This window comes from Mesorhizobium sp. M0340, from assembly GCF_040321535.1.
In the GTDB taxonomy this organism is placed as follows: Bacteria; Pseudomonadota; Alphaproteobacteria; order Rhizobiales; family Rhizobiaceae; genus Mesorhizobium.
Genome location: NZ_JAMYRR010000010.1, coordinates 183,251 through 206,582, shown reverse-complemented (window position 1 = coordinate 206,582; position 23,332 = coordinate 183,251). Strand labels below are relative to the sequence as shown.

Below are 23,332 nucleotides of genomic sequence, written 5' to 3'. Positions count from 1 at the left end.
CCAAACATCAAGGAGACCTAGGATCAGTCCGAAAAATGGCCGGCTTCAAATCGGAACACCGGCCGCAATGAAATCGGAATGACTGGCCGGCTTCAAATCGGAAATACGCAGGCAACACCGCGGCAACCTCAACAGGGACGAATCGCGGGATGCACAGGACGAACACCGGCCGAGTTTCTTGCGCCATCGGAACAGCTTGATCACATAAATGCCACCCGATTGCGCGCGATCTCTGAATAAGGCCCCCGGCTCCAGTTTTCAGTGACCCTCGTTCCTCCTCCCGAAACCAGCGCCGACAAGCACGGCGGTCCACCACCGGACGGCCATCCGTACGATCGTCGAAACTGGCAGCGCGCACTTGATGCGTTCGTTGTCAGGCAGCATTTTACCCTTCAGGTGGATGGGGCCTCATAATGAGTTCTTTCACCCTATGCTTACGGTGCATTTCCGCTCGCACCCAGCGACCCCGCATGTCCGCGCATTTCAACTGCACGTCGCGAAACAGCGCTTTTGCTACAGAGATCTGGCTATCGGTTGAACTTTTTCCGGGTCCTCCTCCGAACTGCAGAGTATCCCTGCACTCTTCGAGACTCGCTGGCAACGCACCAGCGAGGTGGCTGGTCAACTCGCTTCGGCATTCAGCGACGCTGCTGCCCCGCGACAGGCGCCTGGCGATCTCGCCAACTAATGTATGAGCCTTCCTGAAAGGAATGCCTCGCGACGTCATTCGCTCGGCGGCGACCACCGTCATCGATAAGCCGTCTTCCAGATTTTCACGCATTGGCCGCAGGTTGAAAGACATAAACTTCACGATTAGCGACGTAAGGGTTAGGGCGCGCTCTAGCGCTTCTTCTGCAAGGCTCAGTGAAGAGCAGCCGTAGTTGCTTACCTCTATGGAGTTACTGAAAGGCGCTTTGCAAGTTGCCGTTGCTGCAGAAATGTATGCGCCGATCACGGAGCTTGCCGACCCCTTGATATGTTCCAGCAGAAAGGGATTCTTCTTTTGCGGCAGCATGGAAGAGCCGCCAGCAAGATTGTTAGGAATATCGATAAGCGCGTACTCCCGCGTGGTCCAAACCTGTAGGTCCTGGGCCACACGGCTGAGCAAAATCGAAATACCGGCGAAGACGGAAAGTGCTTGCAGGTGATGATCGCGGCTTGCGACGGCATCAAGTGAGTTGAACGATGGCAGTTCGAATCCCAGAAGATTTGCGGTCTTCAAGGGATCTATAGGTATGCTGGTGCCTCCGCCGGCACCTGCCCCCATAGGGCAGTTCCGGATGTCTTCCATCAGGCAATGAAGACGCTGGCGCTCCCGCCCCAGAGCGAAGAACACGCCAAGCAGATAGTGGCCTGGCGATCCGGGGAGTGCGATCTGATACTGACTGTACAACGGAGCCACTAGTCTCGATGCTTCCTCCACTCGCTGAAGGAGGGCATCTTGTGCAGTTCCTATCAGTTCCGAGATGAAATATGCAGCTTCCCGAAGCACCAGGAGAGAAATGGTCGCGTTCAAGTCGTTGCGGGACCTCGCAAGGTGCAGCCAGCCAGCGTTTTCGGGGCCAGCTCTGGTGGCAAGTTCGGCCTCGTAAGCCAGATAGAGGCCACGCGGAGCATCGCGGCCCTCCAAACACTGAAAGCCCTCGTCCTGAAGGGACAAGACGTGTTTGAGGAGATCGGCAGCCACTGCTTGGCTGACCAAGCCCTGGTCCGCGAGCATCACCAGATGTGCTTCGTCTATGGACGCTTGGTGCCGTAGAAGGCGACCGTCACGCGCGATTTCGATCGGAGGAGCGAGCAACTTCATCGCTTCGGGATGCAGGTTCCATTTGCTCTGGCTTGACCCAACGACTTTGTCGTCGTCCGCTTCGCAAGCAGCCGCCTCAATATCGATCACAATGGAATCGATCATCCGTTCAGCTGCCGTGGCGGCGGCATTGAGTTCATCCGCAACCCCTATGGCGTAGGCTACTCGGTCTCTAAAATCGCCATTTATTTGAAATTCCTCCCCTTCAGATTTCAAAAGACTCGCCTCAGGTACTGTCGCGTTTGGACTTTCTGAAAAGCTCAGGTGTTTGAGCTTGCCGGGCCTATCAGCAAGGCGGAAACGGATGGCTCCCGCCCTTGCGCTCGCGTGCGGAGCTGTGAACCCCTCTCCCGCGTAAAGCCTAATCACCATGTCAAGGACTGACGTTCCCAGGGCGTGGGAGAGCATGACTGGAATCATCCCTCCAGCCAACCGGGGATTGACCTCGATGATGACGGGGCCCGACTCCGTTATCACGAACTCCACATGAGCCGGTCCGAAATTCAGGCCTAGAGCCGACGCCGCGCCAGCGGCAAAAGAGGCCAGTTCCCGTAGAGATAGCTCCGGAAGGGGTGCCGGGAAGTCGTGCCCCACCTCGACGAAGCAGGGAGGGGGGCCTTTGTGCTTGGCAAGAATTCCGAGGCAATGCAGCGTCCCATCATAAGCAACTATTTCTGCAGAGTATTCCTTACCCTCCACATATTGCTGGATGAGGATGTCGGGGCTGCGTAGATCCACTTGATCGAGCAGTGCGCTCCTTGCACTCTCAAACGCCTCAATGGCGGCTGCGGCACTGTCGCACAACCTCACACCGCTACTACCACTTCCGGACACCGGCTTGATGACCACCGGCAGAGTGGCTTGAGCAAAAATATTCTCGACGTCTCTGACGGAAGTGGCCAGCCGAGTTTCAGGGATCGCGATTGATTGTCGCTGCAACTCGGCCGCTTGCTTCCATTTGTTCCGGCATGTAGCAATAGCCTCCGGATTCGCTGCTGGCAGCCCTATCGCCGTCGCGACACGTGACGCTGCCTCCACAAAATAATCCGACGACGAATATATCCCTACCAGCCTGCCTAATTTGGCAACGACCCCGATGAGTTCATCCGGGCTGCGGGTCTCAGCTTCGATCACTTGAGCGACCGAGTCCTTGAGAAAAGGATAGCGCGCCGGATTGCACGTAGCCAGATACGGCTCAAAGCCCAAGGCTTGGGCCCGCTTCATTAATATTTCGCCAGTGCCCGTCGTGTTGCTTTCTACGAAAAGGAAGCTACGTCGGCTCATCAGACTTGCTCCAGAAGGTTTAAGACAGTTTCCCGGGTTTTCCGTTTCCAAAGATATCGGTTCCATGGTGGGAGAGCCACCGACGGATGAATTTCGGTCGCCGGCGCATCCAGCAGATCGGCTTCATTTAGAGATCCGTTCTGCTTGAGCCACTCACGGTCGTATACAGCTTCGACGTAGCGGTGGCCTTCATCCGGGCAAATGACGACTACGGTCTCTTCTGGATACTGCCGAGCGCGCCAGCGCCCCACGATGTAGCTCGCTCCGGATGTCGGACCGGCGAAGACGGCGTGCCGCTCGTGGAGGAGTCGCGTTGCAGTAAATGCGAGCGGAGCCGAGATGAGATGCACCTCGTCATACAGTTCATGCTTCACGTTCTTGGGCACAAGACTGTTCCCCAGCCCCCGCAGTTTGCGTTCGCCATCCTTTTGGCCGAAGATCACGCTATTGAAGGTGTCCACTCCGATCAGGCGTGCGCCAGGCGCTTTTTGCCGGAGGCGCCCTATTGTTCCGCAAGTAGAGCCGCCTGACCCTACAGATCCGACCAACGTTACGTCCGGACCCAACATCTCCGCTATTTGGTCGGCGAAGAGCTTATAGGCTGCTGGGTTATCGGGTGTTTCGTACTGTCGGGGCCAAAAGCAGGAGTGGCCCAACTGTCTCATCCTAGCGTCCAACGCATCGAGACGGCTTCTTTGATAGCCCCCTTGCTTGGCCTTTTCAGTTATTATGAAGACTTTGGCCCCCAATGAATTCAACCTGTTTTCCAGACCCCTGTCCATCACTGGGTCCGTGAAGATTTCAAGTTGGAATCCACGTTCCCGACAGACTACCGCCAAACCCAGTGCGAAGGTTCCGCTGGAAGTCTCGAGGACTCTCATGCCGTGCGTCAAAGTCCCGCGAGCCAGCGCTTGCTCAATGATGTACTTCGCGGGAAGAAGCTTCATGAACGCGAACTGCGCAACATAAAGGTTTGTTTCACACCTGATGATGCTGGGAAGAACATAGGCATCAGAATAGCCCGAGAATGGCCGGCGTTTGCGGAATGCGTTCATCGTGCTCACCTCACTGACGGCCAGCCATGGTCAGATGTATTTTTGGCGAGTCGTCCAACGCCGATACATGGGCGAGCACGGACTGGAGCTTGAGTGGAAAGTCAGCCACCATTCGATCAAGCAGGATTCCGATCATTGTGCCGCTGTGCGCGACTATAACCCCTAGAGCGTCGGTAGCCTCGGATGCTTTCAGCATCGAGTTCAGACGCTTCTTTGGAGCGCGCTCCTGATGCAGGAGCGCGCTGGCCGTAGCTATCTTGCCTATTGCCGCCGTGTCACCCTGCGGAATCGCTGCCCGCGCGCGGGCCAGTAATTCGTAATATTCTGCCCGTTGACTGGCGGAGATTTCACCTCGCCGTTGATCATAGTCCACGGTCTCGACCGTCCCTCCTTCATCGATACCTACGATTGCAAGCGGCGGCATTTGCCCAAGGAAGGAGAGAAGGCGACATGCTCGCTGCTGATATGCAACCACCCCTGGGTACATCACCCCGTCGGATGGCTCGATCTCCGACATCAATTTCTCGATCAATGACGTGCGAATCCTACGCTTGAAGCAGCGCGCGATTGACCGTGCAGCCGCAACAAGATCCGCAGACGAACTCGCCAGTCCTTTGCCTTCGGGGAGTTCCGATTGCAAAAGCAGAATTCCTCCTGAGGCCTCGAGCGCAATCACGAGATTCTCAGCTAGTCGTTTTGCTTTGACTTTATGTGACGGATAAACGGTCACGGATTGTGTGCCCGCAATCGGCATGAAGTGTGCCCTGGCAAAGAGTGCGATCGGCATCGTGACTAGGAAGTGAGGGTCCCGAGGAACGCAGCCGACCGGCAGCTGACCTTGCAGCAACTCGCCGAATGTGCCGCAACAAAGAGCCTCGCCAGAATGAACCCTCGGCTGCTGCGCATCCTCGGCGATAATCTGGGCTGCGTCTGCGCCATCGAACGTCTGGTGACACATGTATGGGCCCCAAACTTCATCGGCTGCCGCTTCGAGAAGTTCTCTGGTCGACATGCTCGGATCGCTTGCTGAAGGGATGGGATATGTCGACTTTTGGTTTCCCATAATTACCTTCTCGCCAGATGCATTGAGTGTGCTTCTAGCATGGCACGCCCGAACGTCATCGGAATTGGCGCGGTTTTGGTTCGAATACTTTCGATTACCTAGACACCTACAGCCCGTGCGGTGAACGTAGCATTGGCAGCAACTTTTGTTCGCAAAACTTCTGTGAAATCACTTATAAGATCTATTGCGCTGTTGATTGGTGGCGGCGAGGCATGGAGCATCCGGCGACACTCGTGTGCGGGCGTGCGAGAGGCCGCCGCTTTTAACCAATCAGTGATCCTGCTTTGCCCTTAATCTGATCGGCAAAGGTGCACCAAGTTCTGAAGAGCCTCGAACGTGCGGGCCTGTCTCCTTCGCCGAAGAAGGCTGACTTCGGAGACAGCCGGTGGAAGGGTTAAAGAAGCTACCCCGGATTACGTCAGCTACGCTTTGTCGCGTCGGCAAGGTGAAACCGCCATTTTGCGCATCAGAGGCGATTTGGTCATGGTGCGCGTGCCTTCTGCATGAGCGGTTACGTCAGTGCAGTTCGGCGAAAGCGATAGCGTGGCCCGTGGCTCGACTTTGACACGGTGAAGCGCGATCATGCTCTTGAATTTCCGCACGTTCGAAACGGTATTTAGCTTCGTCTTAACAAACTCCTGGAAAGCTTCGACGTCATCCACAGTCAGGACTAGGACGAAATCGGCGCTGCCTGTGGTCAGGTAGCACTCAGTTACCTCCGTAGCGGCGTGCATCAAGCCCTTGAATCTTTCGACAAGATCGAGACATATTCGATCAAGTTCCACTAGCACTATCACCGTAATCAATTTGCAACGAACCTTTCAATCTGAAAGCAAAACTTGCGATGCCAGGAGCGATGTTGCAGCAAGCCCGCATGATCTTGGCCGCCCCAACGCCTCAAGCTAGGTCGGGCAGGGGGAGACCGTACTGGGGGTGATCCTTTGGACACTCATCAAATCGTCCTTGGGCCCGGGGAGCCACGTGCTCACCTGATGCTCCTTCCAGTTGGAGGCGCGCCGCTGCTCGCTAGCGCGCGTCAAAAGCGAAATACAAGTCGGTTCAATCGCCTGCGCACCACATCCGACGTGCTTCAGTCGAGAGGATATGCAAATACGGTGCCGAGCCGGACAGCTCTTGAATTTGGCCTTGGATAAGACTTGAGACAAACAATGTTGGTGCGATCTCTGACAATGCTGTCGAACTCCGGACAACGGCTGATGGGCTGCATCGCGAACACCTAGGCCTATTCGGCATGCGTCCTTCAGCTTCGCGCCAACACCCAACGTGCATCCTTAACGAGGCGGGCTACTTCTTCGCAAAAACTCGCCTCGAACCGTCCCCTACCCTGGAAGCTCAATCCGTCGTGGTGTTCCAGTTCGGTGGACTTTGTCCAACAATGTTCCGGGCGAAGAAGTCCAGGAGCTTGAGTTCGCTATATCTACCCGCGGTACCGTGGTCGGCGCCAGGCACATAGAGCAGGTCAAAGTACTTACCGGCCTTAATCAGTCGATCTGCTAGCTGGAAGGTGGAGGACGGGTCGACATTGTGCTCCATTTAGCCCACGATAAGCATCAGCTTGCCCTGGAGCCTGTGAGCCTGTCGGCGTTATCGAGATCCTAGGATTGCGAATACTCGATGCCGACTGGCCAGCCCATCCACTGTTCGTTCCACCAGATCTTGTCCATTCGGTTGTCGTAGCAACCGCTGTTGGCAACTGCCACCTTGTAGAAGTCCGGTTGGAACAGCAGCGCGCCGACGGCGCTCAGGCCGCCGGCGGATGTACCGAAAATCCCCACATTGGAGATATCGTACCAAGGGAATATCGCTGCCGCCGCCTTGTGCCAAAGAATGCGATCGGGAAAGCCGGCATCCTTAAGATTCTTCCAGGCAACGTCATGGAGGGCGCGTGAGCGGTTGTTGGTGCCCATGCCGTCGATCTGCACGACGACGAAACCCAGCTCGGTGAGCGGCTCTGCTGCCGTCGAGAAGGATTTGGAACGAAGGAACCCTCCGGCCCGGCATAGATATGCTCCACCACCGGATATTTCTTCCGCGGATCGAAGTTACTGGGGAGGTGAAAGACACCCCAGACTCGGTGAGGCCGTCACGCGCCTTGGCCTGAAAGTTGAGCGGAGGCTGCCAACCTGCAGCGGCAAGCTCAGATCTCATCTCGCATCACCTTGGCGTCGTCACTGGCGCGGTAAAGCGCAAGGCACGGCGGCAGGTCAACACGCGACCACAAATCGACATAGAAGCAGCCGTCGGGCGAAGGACCATGTCCGAATGATCCTCATGAGGGTCTTGATAGAGGTGGTCGATGCGCTGGGTATTCTCGATCAGCGAGGCTCGCCGCTTGAGGCCATGCACCATGTAGCCCTCGAAAGCAGCAGTTCGGCAAGCAGCGCGCCGTCCTGACCGGTGATACCTGTGATGAATGCGGTACGCCGAACCGTCTTAGCTGGAGTCTGAGCCTCTGGTGACGTTAGGAAGGCGTGCGGGTTACATCGAGTGCCGTGTGCCGTTGTCATCTGATGCAGGACGAGTTCGCCTCCAATCTCGCACACGAGAGACCCTCTGCAGGCGCCGCCGAAGCGAGCTCTTTTCATGTCCGCTGTTGTTCGTAAAATCGATTGTTTTGATCCAATGCATCCACAACTGGATACGCTCCTATCGACTGGATTGAGATTTCAGGGCCTTCGAAGGCCGCCCAAACAACTTAGCGTAATCCCCCGCGCGGCGCTGAGATGGCAAAGTCGTCTCGATCCTTCAGCCCGACAACGACTGCATTCATGGGACGTCCTAATTCGCTGGCCGCCTCCAACTCACCACAGGTCGCGCTTGGATTGCGTTCTACCTTTCCGTCTCTTGAAGAGTGGATCCGAAATTCGTAGACGCTCCGTGTCACACGGCCGGTACCAGAACGTTGCAAGATAAAGATGCTCGTGCCCGTCGCGTTCGGAAGCCCAGATGATCTCGTTGCCGTCGTCGAGGTCGTAACGGTAAATCTTCGATGCGGTAGGCATGGACGAGATAGGAATCCTCGTCCGGGTCCATCCCGCTGGTCTCGAACCAGATCTGGCGCTTGCGGATCGATATAATAATTGACCGCGCGGACCACCCAGTCACCGCGAGTAATCTAGTTCTCGAGCGCGCCGGCGCGCCCGTTGAACAAACGGGCCACGGGCAAGAACTCGATGTGATGATTGGCGGGCTCCGGCGTGAGCGCAGTCAATCCTTGGCTGTCAAAGCCTCGTACAGCGTTGATTGTAGCGCGCAGTTAGTCATTCCCACGCACCGTCGACTATTCCTGCCCAGATTAAGTGAACTCATTTCTGATATTTCCGTGGATGAAGCACACGTGCAAGTCTCTTTCGAGACCCCCGAATATACAGCCAATGCCGGAGCTCTCGGCACACTGCGGCTGCTGGAAGCGATCCGTATTCTTCGCCTTGAGGAAAGAACGCGGTTTTACCAAGCCTCCACGTCCGAACTCTTCGGTTCGGTCCAGGGCGTCCCGCAGAAGGAGACTACTCCGTTCTATCCGCGCTCGCCTTATGCGGTGGCGAAGCTCTACGCCTACTGGATCACCGTGAACTACCGCGAGGCATACGGGCTCTATGCCAGCAACGGGATTCTGTTCAATCACGAAGGCCCGACGCGCGGCGAAACTTTCATCACGCGCAAGGTGACCCGTGCGGTAGCTGCGATATGGCCGGCAAGCAGGACAGCCTCTATCTCGGCAACCTCGAGGCAAAGCGCGACTGGGGTTCGGCGCGCGACTATGTCGAGGGCATGTGGCGCATCCTGCAGCACCATGAGCCTGATGATTTTGTGCTCGCGACCGGCGAGACGCATTCGGTCCGCACCTTTGTCGAGGCTGCCTTCAGGCGGGTCGGCAAAGAGATCGGTGAAGGCGAAGGCCTCGACGAGGTGGGCCGCGACCGCAGGAGTAACCGGGCGCTGATCCGGATAGACAAGCGTTGTTTCCGTCCGACCGAGGTTGACCTGCTAATCGGCGATGCCTGCAAGGCGGCCACCAAGCTCGGTTGGAAGCCGAAGACCACTTTCGATGAGCTCGTTTCGGAAATGGTCGAGGCCGATTGCCGCGCGTACGGGATCACGCTCGCTTGACGTGAAAAGACAATGGCTTCGGCGGAAGGCATTGGCGGTCCAAAGCAATTCGCCTCGCTGGCCCGGCGTTTCAGGCGGTCCGCCGGCATCCAGTCAGCATCCGGTCCTTTGGATCGGCATATTCGCACATCCTACAGAGCAAAAAGCCATCCGCTCCATTCATGCGATCGACGATTTCGCAAAAAAATGGGCTTTCAAAGAGATCGGCGTATTCATCGCAGAGAAGGTTGCCCAATACGTGACGCCGTTCAAAATCCATGGAGCAGAGAGTGACGTCGCCGTTTGGTAGGAGAACATTCCGATACTGCCGCTCGTCCACGCATGTCAGCGCTCCGACTACTGGCTGCCGTGGTTCAACGATCTTGGGGTCGAGGCTTCCACCCCTGCTACTCACTGGTCGTGAGCGAACTAGAGCTTCGGCAGGGATAATGTCGACGATATCGGGATGGGCCTCGCCCAAAACCACGAATCGAATCGAGGGGATCTTCGCGTCGACGAGTTGACGAACCAGATCGCGATACTGGTCTCCGACAAGGCGGCTATTCATGTACGTGCCATCGTCGAAAACATGGACCACGAATACCCGCAAGCGCAGCGCTTGCAAGCGTTGTAGATCCCGCTCCTTCATTCCCATAAGCGTCGTGAAAATCCTGATGCCGTGGCCTCTGGCGGAAGCGTGCTCGACCATTTCGGTGCAGTCCGGATTGAGCCAAGGCTCGGAGTATCCGGCGAAACTAATGTCGACGGAAGTTGGTACGCGCGCCAGACACCGCTTGAAATCTTCAAGACTAAGATGCTTCGAATGAGATACCTTTCTTTGCCGGTCCGCGAACTTGTCCTGCGGACAATATGAACATCCGACGATGCATCCTGTGGTCGTCGTTATCTCCAAAACTCTGCCGGCTGGGATGGCAGAGCGCAGTTCCGGTAACATCATCTGTTATGCCTCCCACTTCTCTGGTCCTGCATAAAGTCCAGAATGGTGTCGTTCGGCTTCTTGACACCGCCCGTTAAGACGTTGCGAATGAACTCGGCCCATCTTCGCCTTGGCAGCAGTCAACGGCCAGCTTCCTCTTTTTGCCGAGCGGACCATCAAACGAACTGTGAGAGGGTCGCCGGCACGGCAGGACAGCGCAATCTCAATCTGTCGAGCATCAGCCATTGCGGAAGGTGTATCCATAACCGTTGATCGCCCACGCGCCGAGATGCGCATAGAGGATCCTCGATTCCTCCGGCAAGAAACCTTTCTGGACGAGGTCGATCATCCCTTGCATCGATTTTGCCCTCGTAGACGGGATCAGTAATCATACCCTCGAGCCGCGCACACATGCGGATGACCTCCTTCCTTTCCTCGGACGGAATCCCATAACGCGGATACGCGTACTCCTCGAGCAGCACCACGTCATCCTCGACGAGTTCCGTTCCGAGATCAACGAGCTTCGCTGTATGTTGGGCAATGTTTAGCACCGCCTTGGTTTTGGCGGGGGTGGCAGAGGCATCGATACCGATCACGTTGCGCTTTCGACCGTGTCCTTGGCAAATCCGACGAGCATCCCGGCATGCGTTGACCCCGTGACCGAGCAAACGACGATGTAGTCGAAGGCAAACCCAAGCTGTTTCTCCTGGGCGCGCACCTCCTCCGCGAACCCCACGTAGCCAAGGCCGCCATTCGGGTGAACAGACGCTCCAGCTGGTATCGCATAGGGTCTGCCGCCTCTTGATTTTACCTCATCGAGCGCTTGTTCCCAACTGAGGCGGATTCCGACATCAAAGCCCTCGTCGACTAGGCGTACCTCTGCTCCCATGATGCGGCTCAAGAGAATGTTACCGACCCGGTCGTAGACGGCATCCTCATGTGGTACCCAGTTCTCCTGAACAGGAGACATTCATGCCGATCTTGGCGGCGACCGCGGCGACCATGCGCGTATGATTGGACTGCACGCCGCCGATGAAGACAAGCGTATCAGCATTTGACGCGATCGCGTCGGGGATGATGTATTCCAGCTTGCGGAGCTTGTTTCCGCCGAACGCCAGACCGGAGTTGCAGTCCTCGCGTTTGGCGTAGATTTCCACCTTGCCCCCCAGATGCTTGGAGAGACGGTCGAGCTTCTCGATGGGCGTGGGTCCAAATGTGAGCAGATAGCGTTCGTACTTTTCCAGCATTTTCTCTCGGGCAACACGCGATGGAGCTGAATTAGCCATTCACGAGTTATTCTAGAGTCTGCATTATCGGCGCCAGAAGAGTCCCATTACTATTTCTACAGCTCGTTCGTCATTGAGAGTTGCAACCGCACGCCGGCGTACCGCGAGAGGTTACCAATGCGTATTTCATTAAAAAACTGCATCTCCTGGATAATCAGAAATGACCGTGTTGCGGTCACCATCAACTTCTCAAGCACGGTATTCCTTTTAATATCTACTCAATGTTTATGTTTATGGGTTGGTCCAAAGTTTGCGCCAGCTCGAGCACTGACCTTGTCATGGCGCCTCAAGGCAGCAGCAGCGATATGGCCAGTATTTGATCGCGCTGGAGCAAATTTGCGGATTCATTCGTCCCCTCATCAAGGTCTGGCTCGGATACAACTTCCTTGCAACTGTCGAAATGCTCAGCCCTTTGGCCAGCTCGGCTAACGCGGCCAGACCGCCAGATCAGAAAGAGCACGCTTGCGAAATACGCCAGCTGAAGGAGCAGCGAACAAGCCAGCGTCGTGACGCTTACTGTGCCGATGGAATGAGAAGCGAAGTAGACAGTCAGTGCGGTGCTGCACAGGACCATTCCCAGGAGGCGACAAAAGAATCTAAAGGGCAAACGCCGTTCTCCTGGTTTTGTCTGCTCAGATCAGGCTGCGATCTTGTCGGCCGCAACATGGGTCTGGCAGTTCTTCGGGCAGACGCGGGCGCAAGCTCCACAGCCAATGCAGCGGCCAGCATGATCCACGACCATGATCATGCGATTGAGCTCGCCGTCGAAGTCGTCGTCCTCGGCGTCACAGACGCCGAGGATTTCACCCGCATCATCGACGCCGTGAAGGTGCATGACCTCGCGCGAGCAGACCTTGAAACAGCGGCCGCAACCGATGCAGGTCGTGCCATCGATAGCGGTGAGATATTCCGGCATCCATCCGGAGCCGTCGCGGGTGGTGAATGTGCTCGTCATCGTAACTTCTTCATTGCAGCGAGCTCTCTCTTGGCACCATCCAACTCGGCAAAAACGGCGGACGTTTCCTCAGCAACTTCCTCTATCTCCCTCCATTTTCTCGGGAGATCCTCTGCAAGGCCGCGCAATCTTGTCTTGGCAACTGCCGCGCGCAGCTGAAGCTTTCGAACTTTCTTCCCCATCTCATCTAGGTTTGACATAAATCGTTCCTCCAAATCGGTTTCTTCACGCCCGTGCCACGTCGGGATAGGCTTCAATGCTGCAGTCGCATCGTCGACCAAGTTCGTACCGGCCTCCGCGAGCTTCCTGAACGTCTCGAAGCCGAACCGGTGGATGTCTCGACAGAGCGACCAAGCGCTCGGCCGTGAAAAGCAATCGTCCGAAGCCCCCATGGGTTTCATCTCCATCGTTGGCGATGTCATCAGGCCGGAGCGTTCCTCGATCCAAAGCCCGACGGCCGTGTAGAATATTGAGCCTCCGCAGCACGTCCGGATCGGGATCGCCGATGATGCGGATCGCACGGCGCTGTTTTCTGGAATGATGAAGTCGCCCAGCAGTTCGGCGTCCGATTTGCCTTCCCACGAGCCGTAGGAGTCCTGAGCACGGATCAGCCGCACGAGGCATCTGACAAAAGGCGTGGCAAGCGCCGCCTCGTCCTCGTTGACAGCCGGGCTGACCGCAGCACTAGACATTTCGCCTTCTCCTCATTTCAGTCCTCGTCGTCGAAGCACGATGTCTGTTTTCTGGGATGCCTACTTCGGGCACACTTGCGCAGCCGACGCCCGGCTCGGCGCGGCTGATGCCACGCAATTGATATCCCTCTGGCCGACCTTGAACACGTCCTTGACTGCGAAGTCTTCAACGTGAATTCGCGTCGAACATCACTTCCGCCGCAATGCGGCCGGAGGCCATGAAGTTTCGAGCCTCGATCCTGCTGCAGACGATCGACCAAGTGCTGCATGGACCCTCCTTGCTGCGGCCGCACCAGGGAAATGGACGAATTGCCCAGTAAGCCATTTCGACCAATTACCCTTTTTTATCTTTCCTCCTCGGCCGACCGCGCTTTGGCACCTTCGGGAAATGGTTTTGCGGAGCCGCACAGAGTGCGCCGCAACAAACCTTCCCACCCCTGTACGTGGCGAGGGCCTGCAGCAAATCCGGCAGATGCTGCTCTTTCAATTCGGCCGGGATAGGCTCCGGACCGTCCAGCGACGTCAGTGCCAGTTCGACCAACTCGATCGCGCGATCATTGTTGCCGTTCTCGTGATAGTACCGGGCGACCGCGGGATAGGACCGGAACTTAGGGCTGTCGCCTTGCGGGGGATTCAGCGCCAGGATGTGTTCGGACAGCTCCTTGCCCATCGCGAAGCGCTCAGCAGGGGGAAGCCGCGAATGGTCATTCGCCGGATGGAAAAGTTGGTCTAGCGCCGAAACCATCCAGTCCTCAGAGTTTTTGCCGATCGCGTCGCGAACCAATTGGCTCATCACGGGCAAGCCGGTCCACATGTCTTGAATTTTGTGAAGCAACAGATGCACATGAGCCAGACGGAAATTGATGTCGTCCGGCATCAAGGCTATGCCTTCTTCGATCGCCCAGAGCGCCGTCTTCCAATCTTCTAACTTCACCGCCGCCCAGAATCTGTCATCGATCGGCTTCTTCAACGCTTGTGGGCGCGTCATGGGTTCGCTTGTGGCGATCCGCTCCGTATCGGCGGCTTTCGCTTTGTCGCTGGTGCGCCAGCTGCCGTTGAGCACTTCCGGCAAAACCTCTTCGAGTTGGCTTGGATGACCGATAAAGGCGATCTGGCCGTCTCGGTCGACCACGAACGAAGTCGGAATCCCGGCGGAAAAGCTGGGTTTCATCCAAAGCTTGTTCATTTCGCCTGTGTAGTCGAACGCGATCCGATAGTTCAGATTCCAGCACTTTTCGGTCAACCACGCGTCCAACTTGGTTCGAGCCTCAACGGCCGTTGGAGCGTCTTCATCAGCCGCGACGCCGACAACCTCAAGTCCGCCGCCCTTGTATTGTTCCTGGAGCCGCATCAGCTCGAGCATCTCCGCCACACATAGTTCGCACCAAGTTGCCCAAAATTCGACGATATACACTTTGCCGGGTTGGAAGTTCGTCAGGGGCTCGCCACGCAGCCAGGTGTCCACTTTGATCGAAGGAGCCGGTGACTTCATCTGCAATACCATGCTGCTCTCCAAAGCTGTTGCCACAGGTTGCGCGACTTTACGCGCGAGCTTGTTTCCCTCTTTTAGAGAGGGGGCACACGGGCAGGAAAAGGAGAGCATCGCTCGTCTCGCGCGTCTGCGCGTAGTCAGCTTTCACGCAGTGCTGCCGCATCACAATCCGCAAAGGCCGTGCCAGCGCGCTCAGCGGGCAGTAAGCGCATGAATTGCTAGAAAATCCTTCAAATGCCAAGATGGCCGGTTGTATTGAAGCCGACATGTTTTCTGCCGCTGTCAGGTTTTCGACAAGCATCACGCGCTTCGCGTCGGCAGAAAAGCGTGGCCGGACGACTCAATATGCATTCGGGCCGAGAGACGAGGCCGATGGCCATCATGACTGCGTTGGCTATCGTCAGGCTCGTCTCATCGTCCGCTTCACGCCACCGGCTTGAGCGTCTTGCCGTTCCGGTCCGGAGGCGGTAGCGATCTCGCCATTTGCGATTGCAAGGGGCCGCTCCATCCGAGCGCAGCCTGTGCCCCCTCGCCCGCCTTGCGATTGAATTCCTGGGCTGGCGTCATGGGAGTTCTTCACGACCGAAGCCGGTCCAGCTGTAGCTCGCCAATACCGCTCCCCAGAACGACGATAATGATCATAGCGGAAGAGGCGAGGATGAGTGCCGGCCTGTGCCGGCGGTGAACTCTGCGGATTCCTGCTTTATGTTTATCTTCTGTGTTCCTGGTGCTCAGGTGCAACGGGACCTCGCGGCCCGACGTGAGCGTTGGCGGAATTGCAAACCCGAAGACCGCTCGGTCGCCACGCAGGTTGGGCCGGACCAACGGGAAACGCTGGAGATGCGGCTGTCCGCCACTAACCCGGGCTACCATCCCAGAGATAACAAGGCGATTGATGCCATCGTTCGCGCCGACGCCGGCAAGAGCCCGGCCGTCCCGACTCGAAGGTCGGTGCCTTGGCCACTCGTTGCGGTGGTCAGCTCCCGGCCAGTGTGAGGGAAATCGTGATAACGCCAATACGATGCGGCTACGGTCCGAACGCGGCCTGCCGCGCTGAAGCGACTCTCTTTCTCGACCTGGACGCCGACCTGAAGCGGTGGTTTTGAGTGCATTGAGGAGCGCCTGTACCTCTGCGCGGCCTGGGCTCCGCGTTACGGATCATCTCGGGCGAGGAGAACCCCCGAGCGCGCGTTAGAGACGTCCGGGATGTCTCGGCGACGGCGCTTGCAGATTCGAGCTTCGCGAAACTTGCGCGTTTGCCGCGGCCTTTCTCCGACTTGGCATCAGGATACCCAGGGGAGTAGAGCTTCGAACAGCATCGGTGCTGCTTCAAAACCCATCAGCGAGCCAAAAACAGCGGGAATGGCGGCTTCCCCACTATCCATCTCGTTACGCCACCGAAGAGCCGCTCGCGCAGCCGTCGGCTGCCATAAGCGCCCATCACTATCATGTCGGCAGACGTGTCGATTGCGTGCTGCGCGAGCACCGTGGCCACTGGTTTGCCGGCGCTCGCCAGTAGGTCAACCGACACCCGAGCACCGTGCCTAGTGAGATAGGCAGCGATATCGGCTCCCGGCTCGGTACCGTTCCCGGTGCAGGTCGCCTCCGGATCCAGTAGTGCGACACGAACTTCCTCAGCACCGGCTAGCAGATGCAGCGCTTCCCGAACCGAACGGGACGCCTCGACTCGCGAATCCCAGCCGACCAGCACGCGCCGTGGAGACAGAGTCGCCTCAGCGCCCTTCGGCACGACAAGCACCGGCTTTCCGGTGTCGAACAGGCTGCCGTCGATAACGAGGGGTCCGAGGTCAATGTCGTTGAGAAGTGCGGGGCCGACGATTGTCAGATCGTTGCAGAGCGCCCGCTGTCGCACCGCCTCACCGATGCTGGCCTGATCGCAGTTGGCAATATCGACATCATAGCACCGCCACGTGGCTCTCAGCAGTTTGTGAATTTCCCTGGATGTTTTTTCCAAACTGGCCGTGTCATGTGAAAATCTCTCGATTTGCCTGTACCGTTTTTCCAGTGCGGCAATGGCGTGTGCGGGTTGTCTAGGCCACTCGGGGATGCCATCGCCTAGCGGCGGAGGCGACATAAACAGGACGGATAAATGTGCGCCGACTTCGGCGCACAAGCTCGCAGCTGTTCTGACGTCCCGATCGGAGTGGTCAGCTCCCGCTACACTGAGTAGGCTTTTGAAGGCCATCTGACTGCTTCCCTTGAGTATGTCGCGCCGCGTTTCGAAGCCGCAAGACTTGCCTTCCAACGAAGATGGAGAGTGGCACACCATCCGTTCGCTATCAGTCGTCCGGCTTCTCGAGCGAGTAGCCGGCAGACCTGACGGTACGAATGACGCTATCTGGCGAGGCCGCCTTCAGCGCCTTTCTGATCCGGCTGATATGGACGTCGACAGTGCGTTCACCGATATGGATATTGTCCGGCCAGGCCGCGTCGATCAGCTCGTCTCGGCTGAAGACCTTGCCGGGAGCCTCAAGAAATTGCCGCAGCAGGTTGAATTCGAGAGGTCCGAGATGGATGTCGTGGCCATTACCTCGAACCCGGTGAGCATCGAGCTTCATCTCAAGGCTGCCGCAGCAGAGCCAGCTGCCGTTTTTTATCCCGTTTGAACCCGGCTGTGGCAGCGCCAGCTTCGTGCGTAGACAGTCAAGTAGCTTGGCTGGTGCGAAGGGCCGCACAAAGCTCTCGTCAATACCTGCCTTCAAGAGATCGAGGTGCTGGTTTTCGGCGCCGGGCGCGATCAACGCAATCACGGGTAGACCGCCGGTCCGGGGCTCCCCCTTGAACCGGGCGCAGATTGTGGAGCCTGTCGCGCTTGCTGGCCCGCAGTCCAGCACTACCGCCTGGAGCTCCCGTTGATCGGCCAATGCAAGTGCTTCCTTCACGCCGCCTGCCGGCTCACTGGTGAAGCCGTCCACCCCCAGAATGTGGCTGAGGAACAGATACAACTCCGCATCTTGCGAACAGATCAGGACCAGTGGTTTCATCAACGCTACCCCAAGAACCACATCGGCCTCGACCGCCTCGATTGAGAGGGCTGGCCACCGCATGTCCTCAAGACCTGACATGATCCCCTTGATCGAAAATCGGTTCCATCATGCCCGCGCCACCTCGGGATGAGCCTCAATGGCTGCGGTGGCATCGCTGGCCAGTTTGGTACCGGCCGCAGCGAGCTTCCAGAACGTCTCGAAGCCGAACCGGTGGACGTCGCGCAGGGTCTTCGACAGAACGACCAACCGCCCGGCCGTGAGAAGCACGCGCCCGAAGCCCTCATGGCTCATCTCCATCATCGGCGATGCCATCAGGCCGGAGCGCTCCTCGATCGCAAGCCCGACGGCGGTGTAAAACATCTCAAGCCTCCACAGCACGTCCGGATCGGGATCGCCGATGATCGGGATCGCACGGCGCTGTTCCCTGGTGTTGATGAAGTCGCCCAGCAGCTCGGCGTCCGATTTGCCTTCCCAAGACCCGTGCGAATCATGAGCCCGGACCAGCCGCACGAGGCATTTGACGAACGGGGTGGCAAGGGCCGCCTCGTCTTCGGCGACAGCAGGGCTAACCACAGCGTCAGACATTTCGCCCACTCCTCACTTCAGTCTTCGTCCTCGAAGGACGGTTTGTGTTCGGTACACCTGCCTGCGCCAGCACCTTGCGCAGCCAAGGGGGAGGACACGTCCTGAGCATCATCTGCGTGCGCAACAGCACCTCTTGGATGGTCTGGGGCTGCGGCACTTTGATCGGATGGATCTTTGCAGAAACAACCTTGGCTGCCGAAGGTCCGCCGATCGCCAGACAAAACAGGAGATGACATCCCTTCAGCGCCTCCACCTTCGGGGTGATGCGGTCATCGCCCTCAGTTGGGTGCTTCCCGCTCTCGTCCGAAACGTCATCGAAGGCCACGGCCTCGACGAGCTTCCACTCCTCGCGCGTCACGTCGTAGACAGCAAAGCGCCTGGCTGAACCGAAATGGGCGTTGAGGTTCTTCATGTCCTGCGTGGCGATCGCCACGCGCAATGCGCCGGCTTGGCGTTCCGGCGTCGGTGCGTGAACCTCGTCAGTGACGAGCGAGAGACGACGAACGGAGCTCATCTGGCATTTCTCGCTTACGGAGTGGATCAAGCGCCTCGGGCGTCGGCGCGTGCCGGTTGGCTTCAAAAATGTTGGCGACCTCGAAGATCAGATCGCGGGTCCCCTGGTAGAGGATTGTGAGCTTGTGCTGGCTGCCGAGCCGGTCGAAGATCGGGAAGCCGACCCGCATGAGCGGAATGCCGAGGCGCTGCGCCGCCTGGCGGCCGTGGGAATGGGTGACGAGAAGATCTGCGCCGGCGCCAAGAGCTTCCAAATCGCCGAGATCGCCGATTTGAACCGACTGCGCCGGTACTTCCTCCAAAATTTTCGACATGTCGGTCGTGGTGACCGCCGCCGCGATTTCGGAGCCCAGGCCGATGAAGAAGCTCGCGAGTTGGTAGAGTTGGTCTGGTTCAGCAGCGATCGCAATTTTCTTGCCTCCAAAGTGGAAATGTCCGTCAAGCAACGCGTCCTGCAACTGCGCCCGGCGACGGCGCACACGAGCCGGCGCCGCCGCGCCCGAAACCGCGGACAGCAGCGAGACGAACCGGTCGGCGTCCTTCAATCCAGTCAGCGACCGGAACAGCACGTAAGGCACGCCGGTCAACCTCTGCAGCAGCTCGGCCGGGCGGCGCATATGCTCACCGATGACGATGCATTGCTCGGCCGTGCCAAGCTCACGGATATCCTCGACATTGGTGCCGCCATAGGTGGTCGTGACCCAGCGGTCGGGCACCGTACCGTCGAGCGAGCCGGAGACGTCCGGCAGAATCACCGGCTTGAGCCCAAAGCTTTCAACCATCTCACGCAAATGCTCGATATCAGCCACAGTGAGGTTCCAACCAGGCAGGATCACGATCTTCTTCGACTGCCGCGCCTGCTCGCCGGGACGCGTAATCCTTTCGATCATCGCGGTGACAGCCTTGGCCCAGCCCTCTTGGATCGCGCCGTCGAAATCCGGTGTGTTGGCTAGCACCACCTCCGTACCCGCGAGTTCTTCCGTGCGCTTGAGCCTGATATTGGCGATATCTCCTGCGCAGTCTTCGCCCCGGGTTTCCACCAGCGCCGTCGTGCAGACCCCGATCAGCGTTGGCTTTGTGCGGGCCTTGAGGTTGAGTATCGCCTCTTCCAGATGGTCTGCCCCGCCGAGGATCGTCGCCACCTCGTCCATCGCCGTTGTCTGCAAGGGGATGGCTTCCTTGAAATGCCGCACGAACAGCACGAGCGCAAAGCTGGTGCACCCCTGGCTGCCGTGGAACAACGGCATCGCGCCGTCAACGCCGAGAAAGGCCAAGGCGGCACCCAACGGCTGCGAAGACTTCAGCGGATTGACCGCCGCCGCTTTGGTCTGGGGAAGGATGCGGACCATCGGCTTTCCTCAACACGCGCCGAAATCGTCGGCCGTCGTGCCGGCGAATTCCTGGACAACATGCAAGGTGGCGGTCTCGCTTTTCGTGCGCGGCAGTTCCTCCCTCACCGCAGGCTGGCAATCCCATGGTGCCGGCTCCCGCACCTGGCGCCAGATCGGGTTATGAATGGCGAGGTCGATCTGGCGTACGAGTTCCACCATGCCGTCATAGCCGGCGTAAGGATGTTGGCGCTCCTGGTTGATATCGAGCCAGGGTGTCTTGGCCTTCAGCGCGATGAACTGCGTGCGCCCGCCCGACAGCATGATATCGGCCTTGTGTTCTGAGAGCATGGCGTAAAGCTCGCGCGGCGCCATCTGCTCGAACATGTGGTTGTCGTCCTTGAGGATCTGCTTGATGCGCTCCCTGTCTTCGACTGTGGATTTCTTGACCGAGGTGCCGACGATCTCTATGCCGATCTCCATCAGCGCATGTACGACCGACCAGGATTTGACTCCGCCCGTGTTGAGCAGCACGCGCTTGCCTTGAAGCCGCCGCCGGTAGGCCGCGAGCTTCTTCCACGCAATCGCCTCCTCCTCTGCAATCAAGGCCTCGGTGCGGCCGAGGATCTCCGAATCGGCACCCTTCTTCACGAGCAGCTGAGATATCTGTCGGAGCGCTTCCGAGGTGTCGGTAATGCCGTAGAAGGAGCCCTCGAAAAACGGGATGCCCCAGCGCTGCTCCATCCTGCGGGCGAGATTGATGAGCGCCGTCGAGCACACCATCATAGCCGCCCGTGCGCGGTGCGCGCAGGCAATGTCGAAGTAACGCGCGTCACCCGGAATGCAGGCGCGCACCCGGATCCCGAGCCGATCAAGGAGCGGTTTCACCAGCCAGAATTCGCCCGAGAGGTTGAATTCGCCAAGGATATTGATGTCGTAAGGGCCGGCATCGTCGGGCTCCACCGTGCCGATGACATGATCGAGCAAGGCCTCGCCGGCAAGCTTGTTGCCAAGATTCTTGGAGCCGGCGAAGCCTGGCGCATTGACCGGCACCACTGGCAGGCCGAACTTTTCCGCCGCGCGCTTGCAGACGGCCTCGATGTCGTCGCCGATCAGCGCCGTCACGCAGGTCGGATAGACGAAGATAGCCGGCGGCCTATGCGCTTCCTTGATCTCGCGGATCGCTTTGAAGAGTTTCCGCTCGCCCTGCCCCATCACAATATCGAGTTCGGTGAGATCGGTGGTGAAGCTTGTGCGCCACAGCGTTGGCCCCGACGAAGCCGCACCGCGGTTGTCCCAGGAATTGCCCTCGCAGGCGAGCGGCGCATGGATCAGGTGTGCGACGTCGGTGATCGGCTGCAGCACGATCTTGGCGCCGTCGAAGGCACAGCCCCCGGCCGCCGCCCCGGGGGTCAGTGGCTTCGAACAGCCCTTTTTGCGCGCCTTGGCATCCTTGCCGCGGTTCTTCTCGCAGGCGGGCTCGTTGAAGACATCCGGGATTTTCGCTCTGAGCAAGGACATTGCGTCGGTCTCCAAAATCCCTCGGGAAGACGACCGGCCAAAGCCGACCGCCACGCTTAGCGGGTGAGGTCATACGAATAGTCCGTCACGCCCGTCTCGCTTGTCTCGCGATCGAGCTTGTCGAAGATCTTGTCGAGGATCGTAGTCAGGACGCGCAACCCGCCTTGGTAGCCCATAAGCGCAAACCGATGGTGATGGTGGCGGTCGAAGATCGGAAACGTCAGCCGGATCAGCGGCGTGCCCGTGTCGCGCTCCAGATACTTGCCATAGGAGTTGCCGATCAGCAGGTCCACCGGCTCGGTGAAGAGCAGCGAGCGCATCGCCCAGAGGTCCTTGCCCGCCCAGACTTGAGCACCCTTGCCGAAGGGCGATGATGCAAGCAGTTCCTTCAACTCCGCTTCCCATGCCGAGGTGCCGTTGGTGGCGAGGCAATGGGTCGGCTCGCCGCCCGTCTCCATGATGAAGCGGGCCATGGCGTAGACAAAGTCCGGATCGCCGTAAATGGCGTATTTCTTACCATGCAGCCAGGATTGGCTGTCCGCCATGGCGTCAACAAGTCGGCCGCGCTCGAGGCGGATTGCCTCGGGGATTTGCTTGCCGGAAATCGCGGAGACCTCCATCAGGAAGTCGTCGGTCGCCTGGACTCCGAGCGGGTAATGGAACGAGGCAGTCGCCTGCCCTACCCCCTCGCAATACTCCAGTGTTTTTCGGGTGTTGTAATGCTGTAGCGAAAGTGTCGCCTCGGCGTTGAGTGCCTTCCTCACGTCTTCGATCTTCGTGCCGCCGTCGTACATGCGGTATTCGCCGTCCGAGGGCGTGTCGAACTGATCAGAGGCGTCTTGGATGAAGGTATAGGACACGCCTATCAGATCGAGCAGGCGCTTGAGTTCCCGGTTGTTGCCAACACAAAAACCGTCGAAGCCCGGAATGATATTAATGGTCCCCTCGGCTTCCGTGCGCTCCTCGCCTTTCCAGAAATGCTCCAAAATGCCCTTGACCGTAACGTCATAGCCGTCGACATGGCTACCGACGAAGGCCGGCGTGTGGGCGAAGGGCACGTCGAAGTCGCGCGGAACCGAGCCTTGGTCCTTGGCGTTCTCGATGAAGCTGTGCAGGTCGTCGCCAATGACCTCGGCCATACAAGTGGTCGAGACGGCGATCATCTTCGGGTCGTAAAGTTGGTACGTGTTGGCGAGCCCGTCGACCATGTTCTTCAGGCCACCGAACACTGCCGCGTCCTCGGTCATCGAGGAGGAAACTGCCGAAGCAGGCTCCTTGAAATGGCGCGACAGGTGCGAGCGGTAATAGGCTACGCAGCCCTGGCTGCCGTGGACGAAGGACATGGTTCGCTCGAAGCCCGCGGCTGCGAACACCGCGCCAAGCGGCTGGCAGGCCTTGGCGGGGTTCACGACAAGCGCTTCGCGAGCGAGGTTCTTTTCGCGGTATTCCCACGTCTTGGTGAATTCGCGTTGGTCGGTAACGATCTGGTCCGGGTGAGGACATTCGAAATTCAGCCTCTTCTCGGCGAGCATCTGCCTGTATTCCGGCTCACGGAACAGGGGCGCGTGGTCGAGAACTTCTTCAGCCGACTGCGGCATGGATGGTTACCTCTTCTCCATCTGGCCGCGCCATACGGCGGCACAGGGACGTCGAAACGTTTCAGGTTTCCCGCGGACAAAGGGCCGCAGGCGTTCAT

Annotated in this window: 15 protein-coding genes and 6 pseudogenes; 1 reads left to right on the top strand and 20 read right to left on the bottom strand. The window is 58.4% G+C overall.

The features are described 5' to 3' along the window. Positions 1-385 precede the first annotated feature (385 nt). The 6 genes and pseudogenes from NKI79_RS17155 to NKI79_RS17130 form a co-directional block, all read right to left on the bottom strand. Positions 386-3,142, bottom strand: coding sequence for a lyase family protein (locus NKI79_RS17155; protein ID WP_352802930.1), 2,757 nt, complete (start codon positions 3,140-3,142; stop codon positions 386-388). After that, positions 3,091-4,146 (bottom strand): cysteine synthase family protein, encoded by a 1,056-nt coding sequence (locus NKI79_RS17150; RefSeq protein WP_352802928.1) that lies wholly within the window; start codon positions 4,144-4,146, stop codon positions 3,091-3,093. The genes NKI79_RS17155 and NKI79_RS17150 overlap by 52 nt, the downstream gene beginning before the upstream one ends. A gap of 10 nt (positions 4,147-4,156) precedes the next feature. Next, on the bottom strand, positions 4,157-5,158 hold the full coding sequence (locus NKI79_RS17145) for a GHMP family kinase ATP-binding protein (protein WP_352802926.1): 1,002 nt from the start codon (positions 5,156-5,158) through the stop codon (positions 4,157-4,159). Positions 5,159-5,631: 473 nt separating this feature from the next. Beyond that, positions 5,632-6,000, bottom strand: coding sequence for an Lrp/AsnC ligand binding domain-containing protein (locus NKI79_RS17140; protein ID WP_502909823.1), 369 nt, complete (start codon positions 5,998-6,000; stop codon positions 5,632-5,634). 562 nt (positions 6,001-6,562) lie between these two features. Further along, a pseudogene (locus NKI79_RS17135) lies at positions 6,563-7,478 on the bottom strand (S9 family peptidase); the annotation flags it as partial. A 17-nt stretch (positions 7,479-7,495) separates the two neighbouring features. Beyond that, a pseudogene (locus tag NKI79_RS17130) lies at positions 7,496-7,641 on the bottom strand (GDP-mannose 4,6-dehydratase); the annotation flags it as partial. 917 nt (positions 7,642-8,558) lie between these two features. Between NKI79_RS17130 and NKI79_RS17125 the strand changes: the two are divergent. Beyond that, positions 8,559-9,340: pseudogene (locus tag NKI79_RS17125) on the top strand (GDP-mannose 4,6-dehydratase); the annotation flags it as partial. Positions 9,341-9,410: 70 nt separating this feature from the next. Here NKI79_RS17125 and NKI79_RS17120 read toward each other — a convergent pair. The 14 genes and pseudogenes from NKI79_RS17120 to nifK all read right to left on the bottom strand — a co-directional run bounded on the left by NKI79_RS17120 (position 9,411) and on the right by nifK (position 23,234). Next, positions 9,411-10,277, bottom strand: a complete 867-nt coding sequence (locus NKI79_RS17120) for a radical SAM/SPASM domain-containing protein (protein ID WP_352802921.1) — start codon at positions 10,275-10,277, stop codon at positions 9,411-9,413. Between the two features lie 217 nt (positions 10,278-10,494). Beyond that, positions 10,495-11,503 (bottom strand): annotated as a pseudogene (locus NKI79_RS17115) (1-aminocyclopropane-1-carboxylate deaminase). A gap of 325 nt (positions 11,504-11,828) precedes the next feature. Then, on the bottom strand, positions 11,829-12,116 hold the full coding sequence (locus tag NKI79_RS17110; protein WP_352802943.1) for an exopolysaccharide production repressor protein: 288 nt from the start codon (positions 12,114-12,116) through the stop codon (positions 11,829-11,831). A 63-nt stretch (positions 12,117-12,179) separates the two neighbouring features. Beyond that, a complete protein-coding gene (fdxB, locus tag NKI79_RS17105; protein ID WP_352802918.1) occupies positions 12,180-12,497 on the bottom strand; it encodes a ferredoxin III, nif-specific in 318 nt (105 codons plus the stop codon). Then, positions 12,494-12,697 carry a CCE_0567 family metalloprotein gene (locus NKI79_RS17100; protein ID WP_352802940.1) on the bottom strand — a complete coding sequence of 68 codons (204 nt, stop codon included), beginning with the start codon at positions 12,695-12,697 and terminating at the stop codon, positions 12,494-12,496. The genes fdxB and NKI79_RS17100 overlap by 4 nt, the downstream gene beginning before the upstream one ends. 111 nt (positions 12,698-12,808) lie before the next feature. Continuing rightward, a pseudogene (locus NKI79_RS17095) lies at positions 12,809-13,189 on the bottom strand (DUF269 domain-containing protein); the annotation flags it as partial. A gap of 334 nt (positions 13,190-13,523) precedes the next feature. Then, a complete protein-coding gene (locus NKI79_RS17090) occupies positions 13,524-14,693 on the bottom strand; it encodes a TlpA disulfide reductase family protein (protein WP_352802915.1) in 1,170 nt (389 codons plus the stop codon). 1,327 nt (positions 14,694-16,020) lie between these two features. Next, positions 16,021-16,887 carry a universal stress protein gene (locus NKI79_RS17085; RefSeq protein WP_352802912.1) on the bottom strand — a complete coding sequence of 289 codons (867 nt, stop codon included), beginning with the start codon at positions 16,885-16,887 and terminating at the stop codon, positions 16,021-16,023. A gap of 94 nt (positions 16,888-16,981) precedes the next feature. Further along, a complete protein-coding gene (locus tag NKI79_RS17080; RefSeq protein ID WP_352802909.1) occupies positions 16,982-17,767 on the bottom strand; it encodes a response regulator transcription factor in 786 nt (261 codons plus the stop codon). 27 nt (positions 17,768-17,794) lie between these two features. Next, positions 17,795-18,274: a NifX-associated nitrogen fixation protein gene (locus NKI79_RS17075; RefSeq protein WP_352802906.1), complete on the bottom strand. Its 480-nt coding sequence runs from the start codon at positions 18,272-18,274 to the stop codon at positions 17,795-17,797. Positions 18,275-18,291: 17 nt separating this feature from the next. After that, positions 18,292-18,788: pseudogene (gene nifX / locus NKI79_RS17070) on the bottom strand (nitrogen fixation protein NifX). Then, positions 18,754-20,136 (bottom strand): nitrogenase iron-molybdenum cofactor biosynthesis protein NifN, encoded by a 1,383-nt coding sequence (gene nifN, locus NKI79_RS17065; RefSeq protein WP_352802904.1) that lies wholly within the window; start codon positions 20,134-20,136, stop codon positions 18,754-18,756. The pseudogene nifX and the gene nifN overlap by 35 nt, the downstream one beginning before the upstream one ends. 9 nt (positions 20,137-20,145) lie before the next feature. Beyond that, a complete protein-coding gene (gene nifE / locus NKI79_RS17060; protein ID WP_352802901.1) occupies positions 20,146-21,636 on the bottom strand; it encodes a nitrogenase iron-molybdenum cofactor biosynthesis protein NifE in 1,491 nt (496 codons plus the stop codon). Positions 21,637-21,692: 56 nt separating this feature from the next. Next, a complete protein-coding gene (nifK, locus tag NKI79_RS17055; protein ID WP_352802898.1) occupies positions 21,693-23,234 on the bottom strand; it encodes a nitrogenase molybdenum-iron protein subunit beta in 1,542 nt (513 codons plus the stop codon). Between the last annotated feature and the right edge of the window lie 98 nt (positions 23,235-23,332).

Coding starts and splice junctions, on each gene's coding strand:
- NKI79_RS17085 (WP_352802912.1), bottom strand. CDS start 16,887: ATGGCCTTCAAAAGCCTACTCAGTGTAGCGGGAGCTGACCACTCCGAT.
- NKI79_RS17145 (WP_352802926.1), bottom strand. CDS start 5,158: ATGTCGACCAGAGAACTTCTCGAAGCGGCAGCCGATGAAGTTTGGGGC.
- NKI79_RS17100 (WP_352802940.1), bottom strand. CDS start 12,697: ATGTCAAACCTAGATGAGATGGGGAAGAAAGTTCGAAAGCTTCAGCTG.
- nifE (WP_352802901.1), bottom strand. CDS start 21,636: ATGTCCTTGCTCAGAGCGAAAATCCCGGATGTCTTCAACGAGCCCGCC.
- nifK (WP_352802898.1), bottom strand. CDS start 23,234: ATGCCGCAGTCGGCTGAAGAAGTTCTCGACCACGCGCCCCTGTTCCGT.
- fdxB (WP_352802918.1), bottom strand. CDS start 12,497: ATGACGAGCACATTCACCACCCGCGACGGCTCCGGATGGATGCCGGAA.
- NKI79_RS17110 (WP_352802943.1), bottom strand. CDS start 12,116: ATGGTCCTGTGCAGCACCGCACTGACTGTCTACTTCGCTTCTCATTCC.
- NKI79_RS17075 (WP_352802906.1), bottom strand. CDS start 18,274: ATGTCTGACGCTGTGGTTAGCCCTGCTGTCGCCGAAGACGAGGCGGCC.
- NKI79_RS17150 (WP_352802928.1), bottom strand. CDS start 4,146: ATGAACGCATTCCGCAAACGCCGGCCATTCTCGGGCTATTCTGATGCC.
- NKI79_RS17120 (WP_352802921.1), bottom strand. CDS start 10,277: ATGATGTTACCGGAACTGCGCTCTGCCATCCCAGCCGGCAGAGTTTTG.
- NKI79_RS17090 (WP_352802915.1), bottom strand. CDS start 14,693: ATGGTATTGCAGATGAAGTCACCGGCTCCTTCGATCAAAGTGGACACC.
- nifN (WP_352802904.1), bottom strand. CDS start 20,136: ATGGTCCGCATCCTTCCCCAGACCAAAGCGGCGGCGGTCAATCCGCTG.
- NKI79_RS17080 (WP_352802909.1), bottom strand. CDS start 17,767: ATGTCAGGTCTTGAGGACATGCGGTGGCCAGCCCTCTCAATCGAGGCG.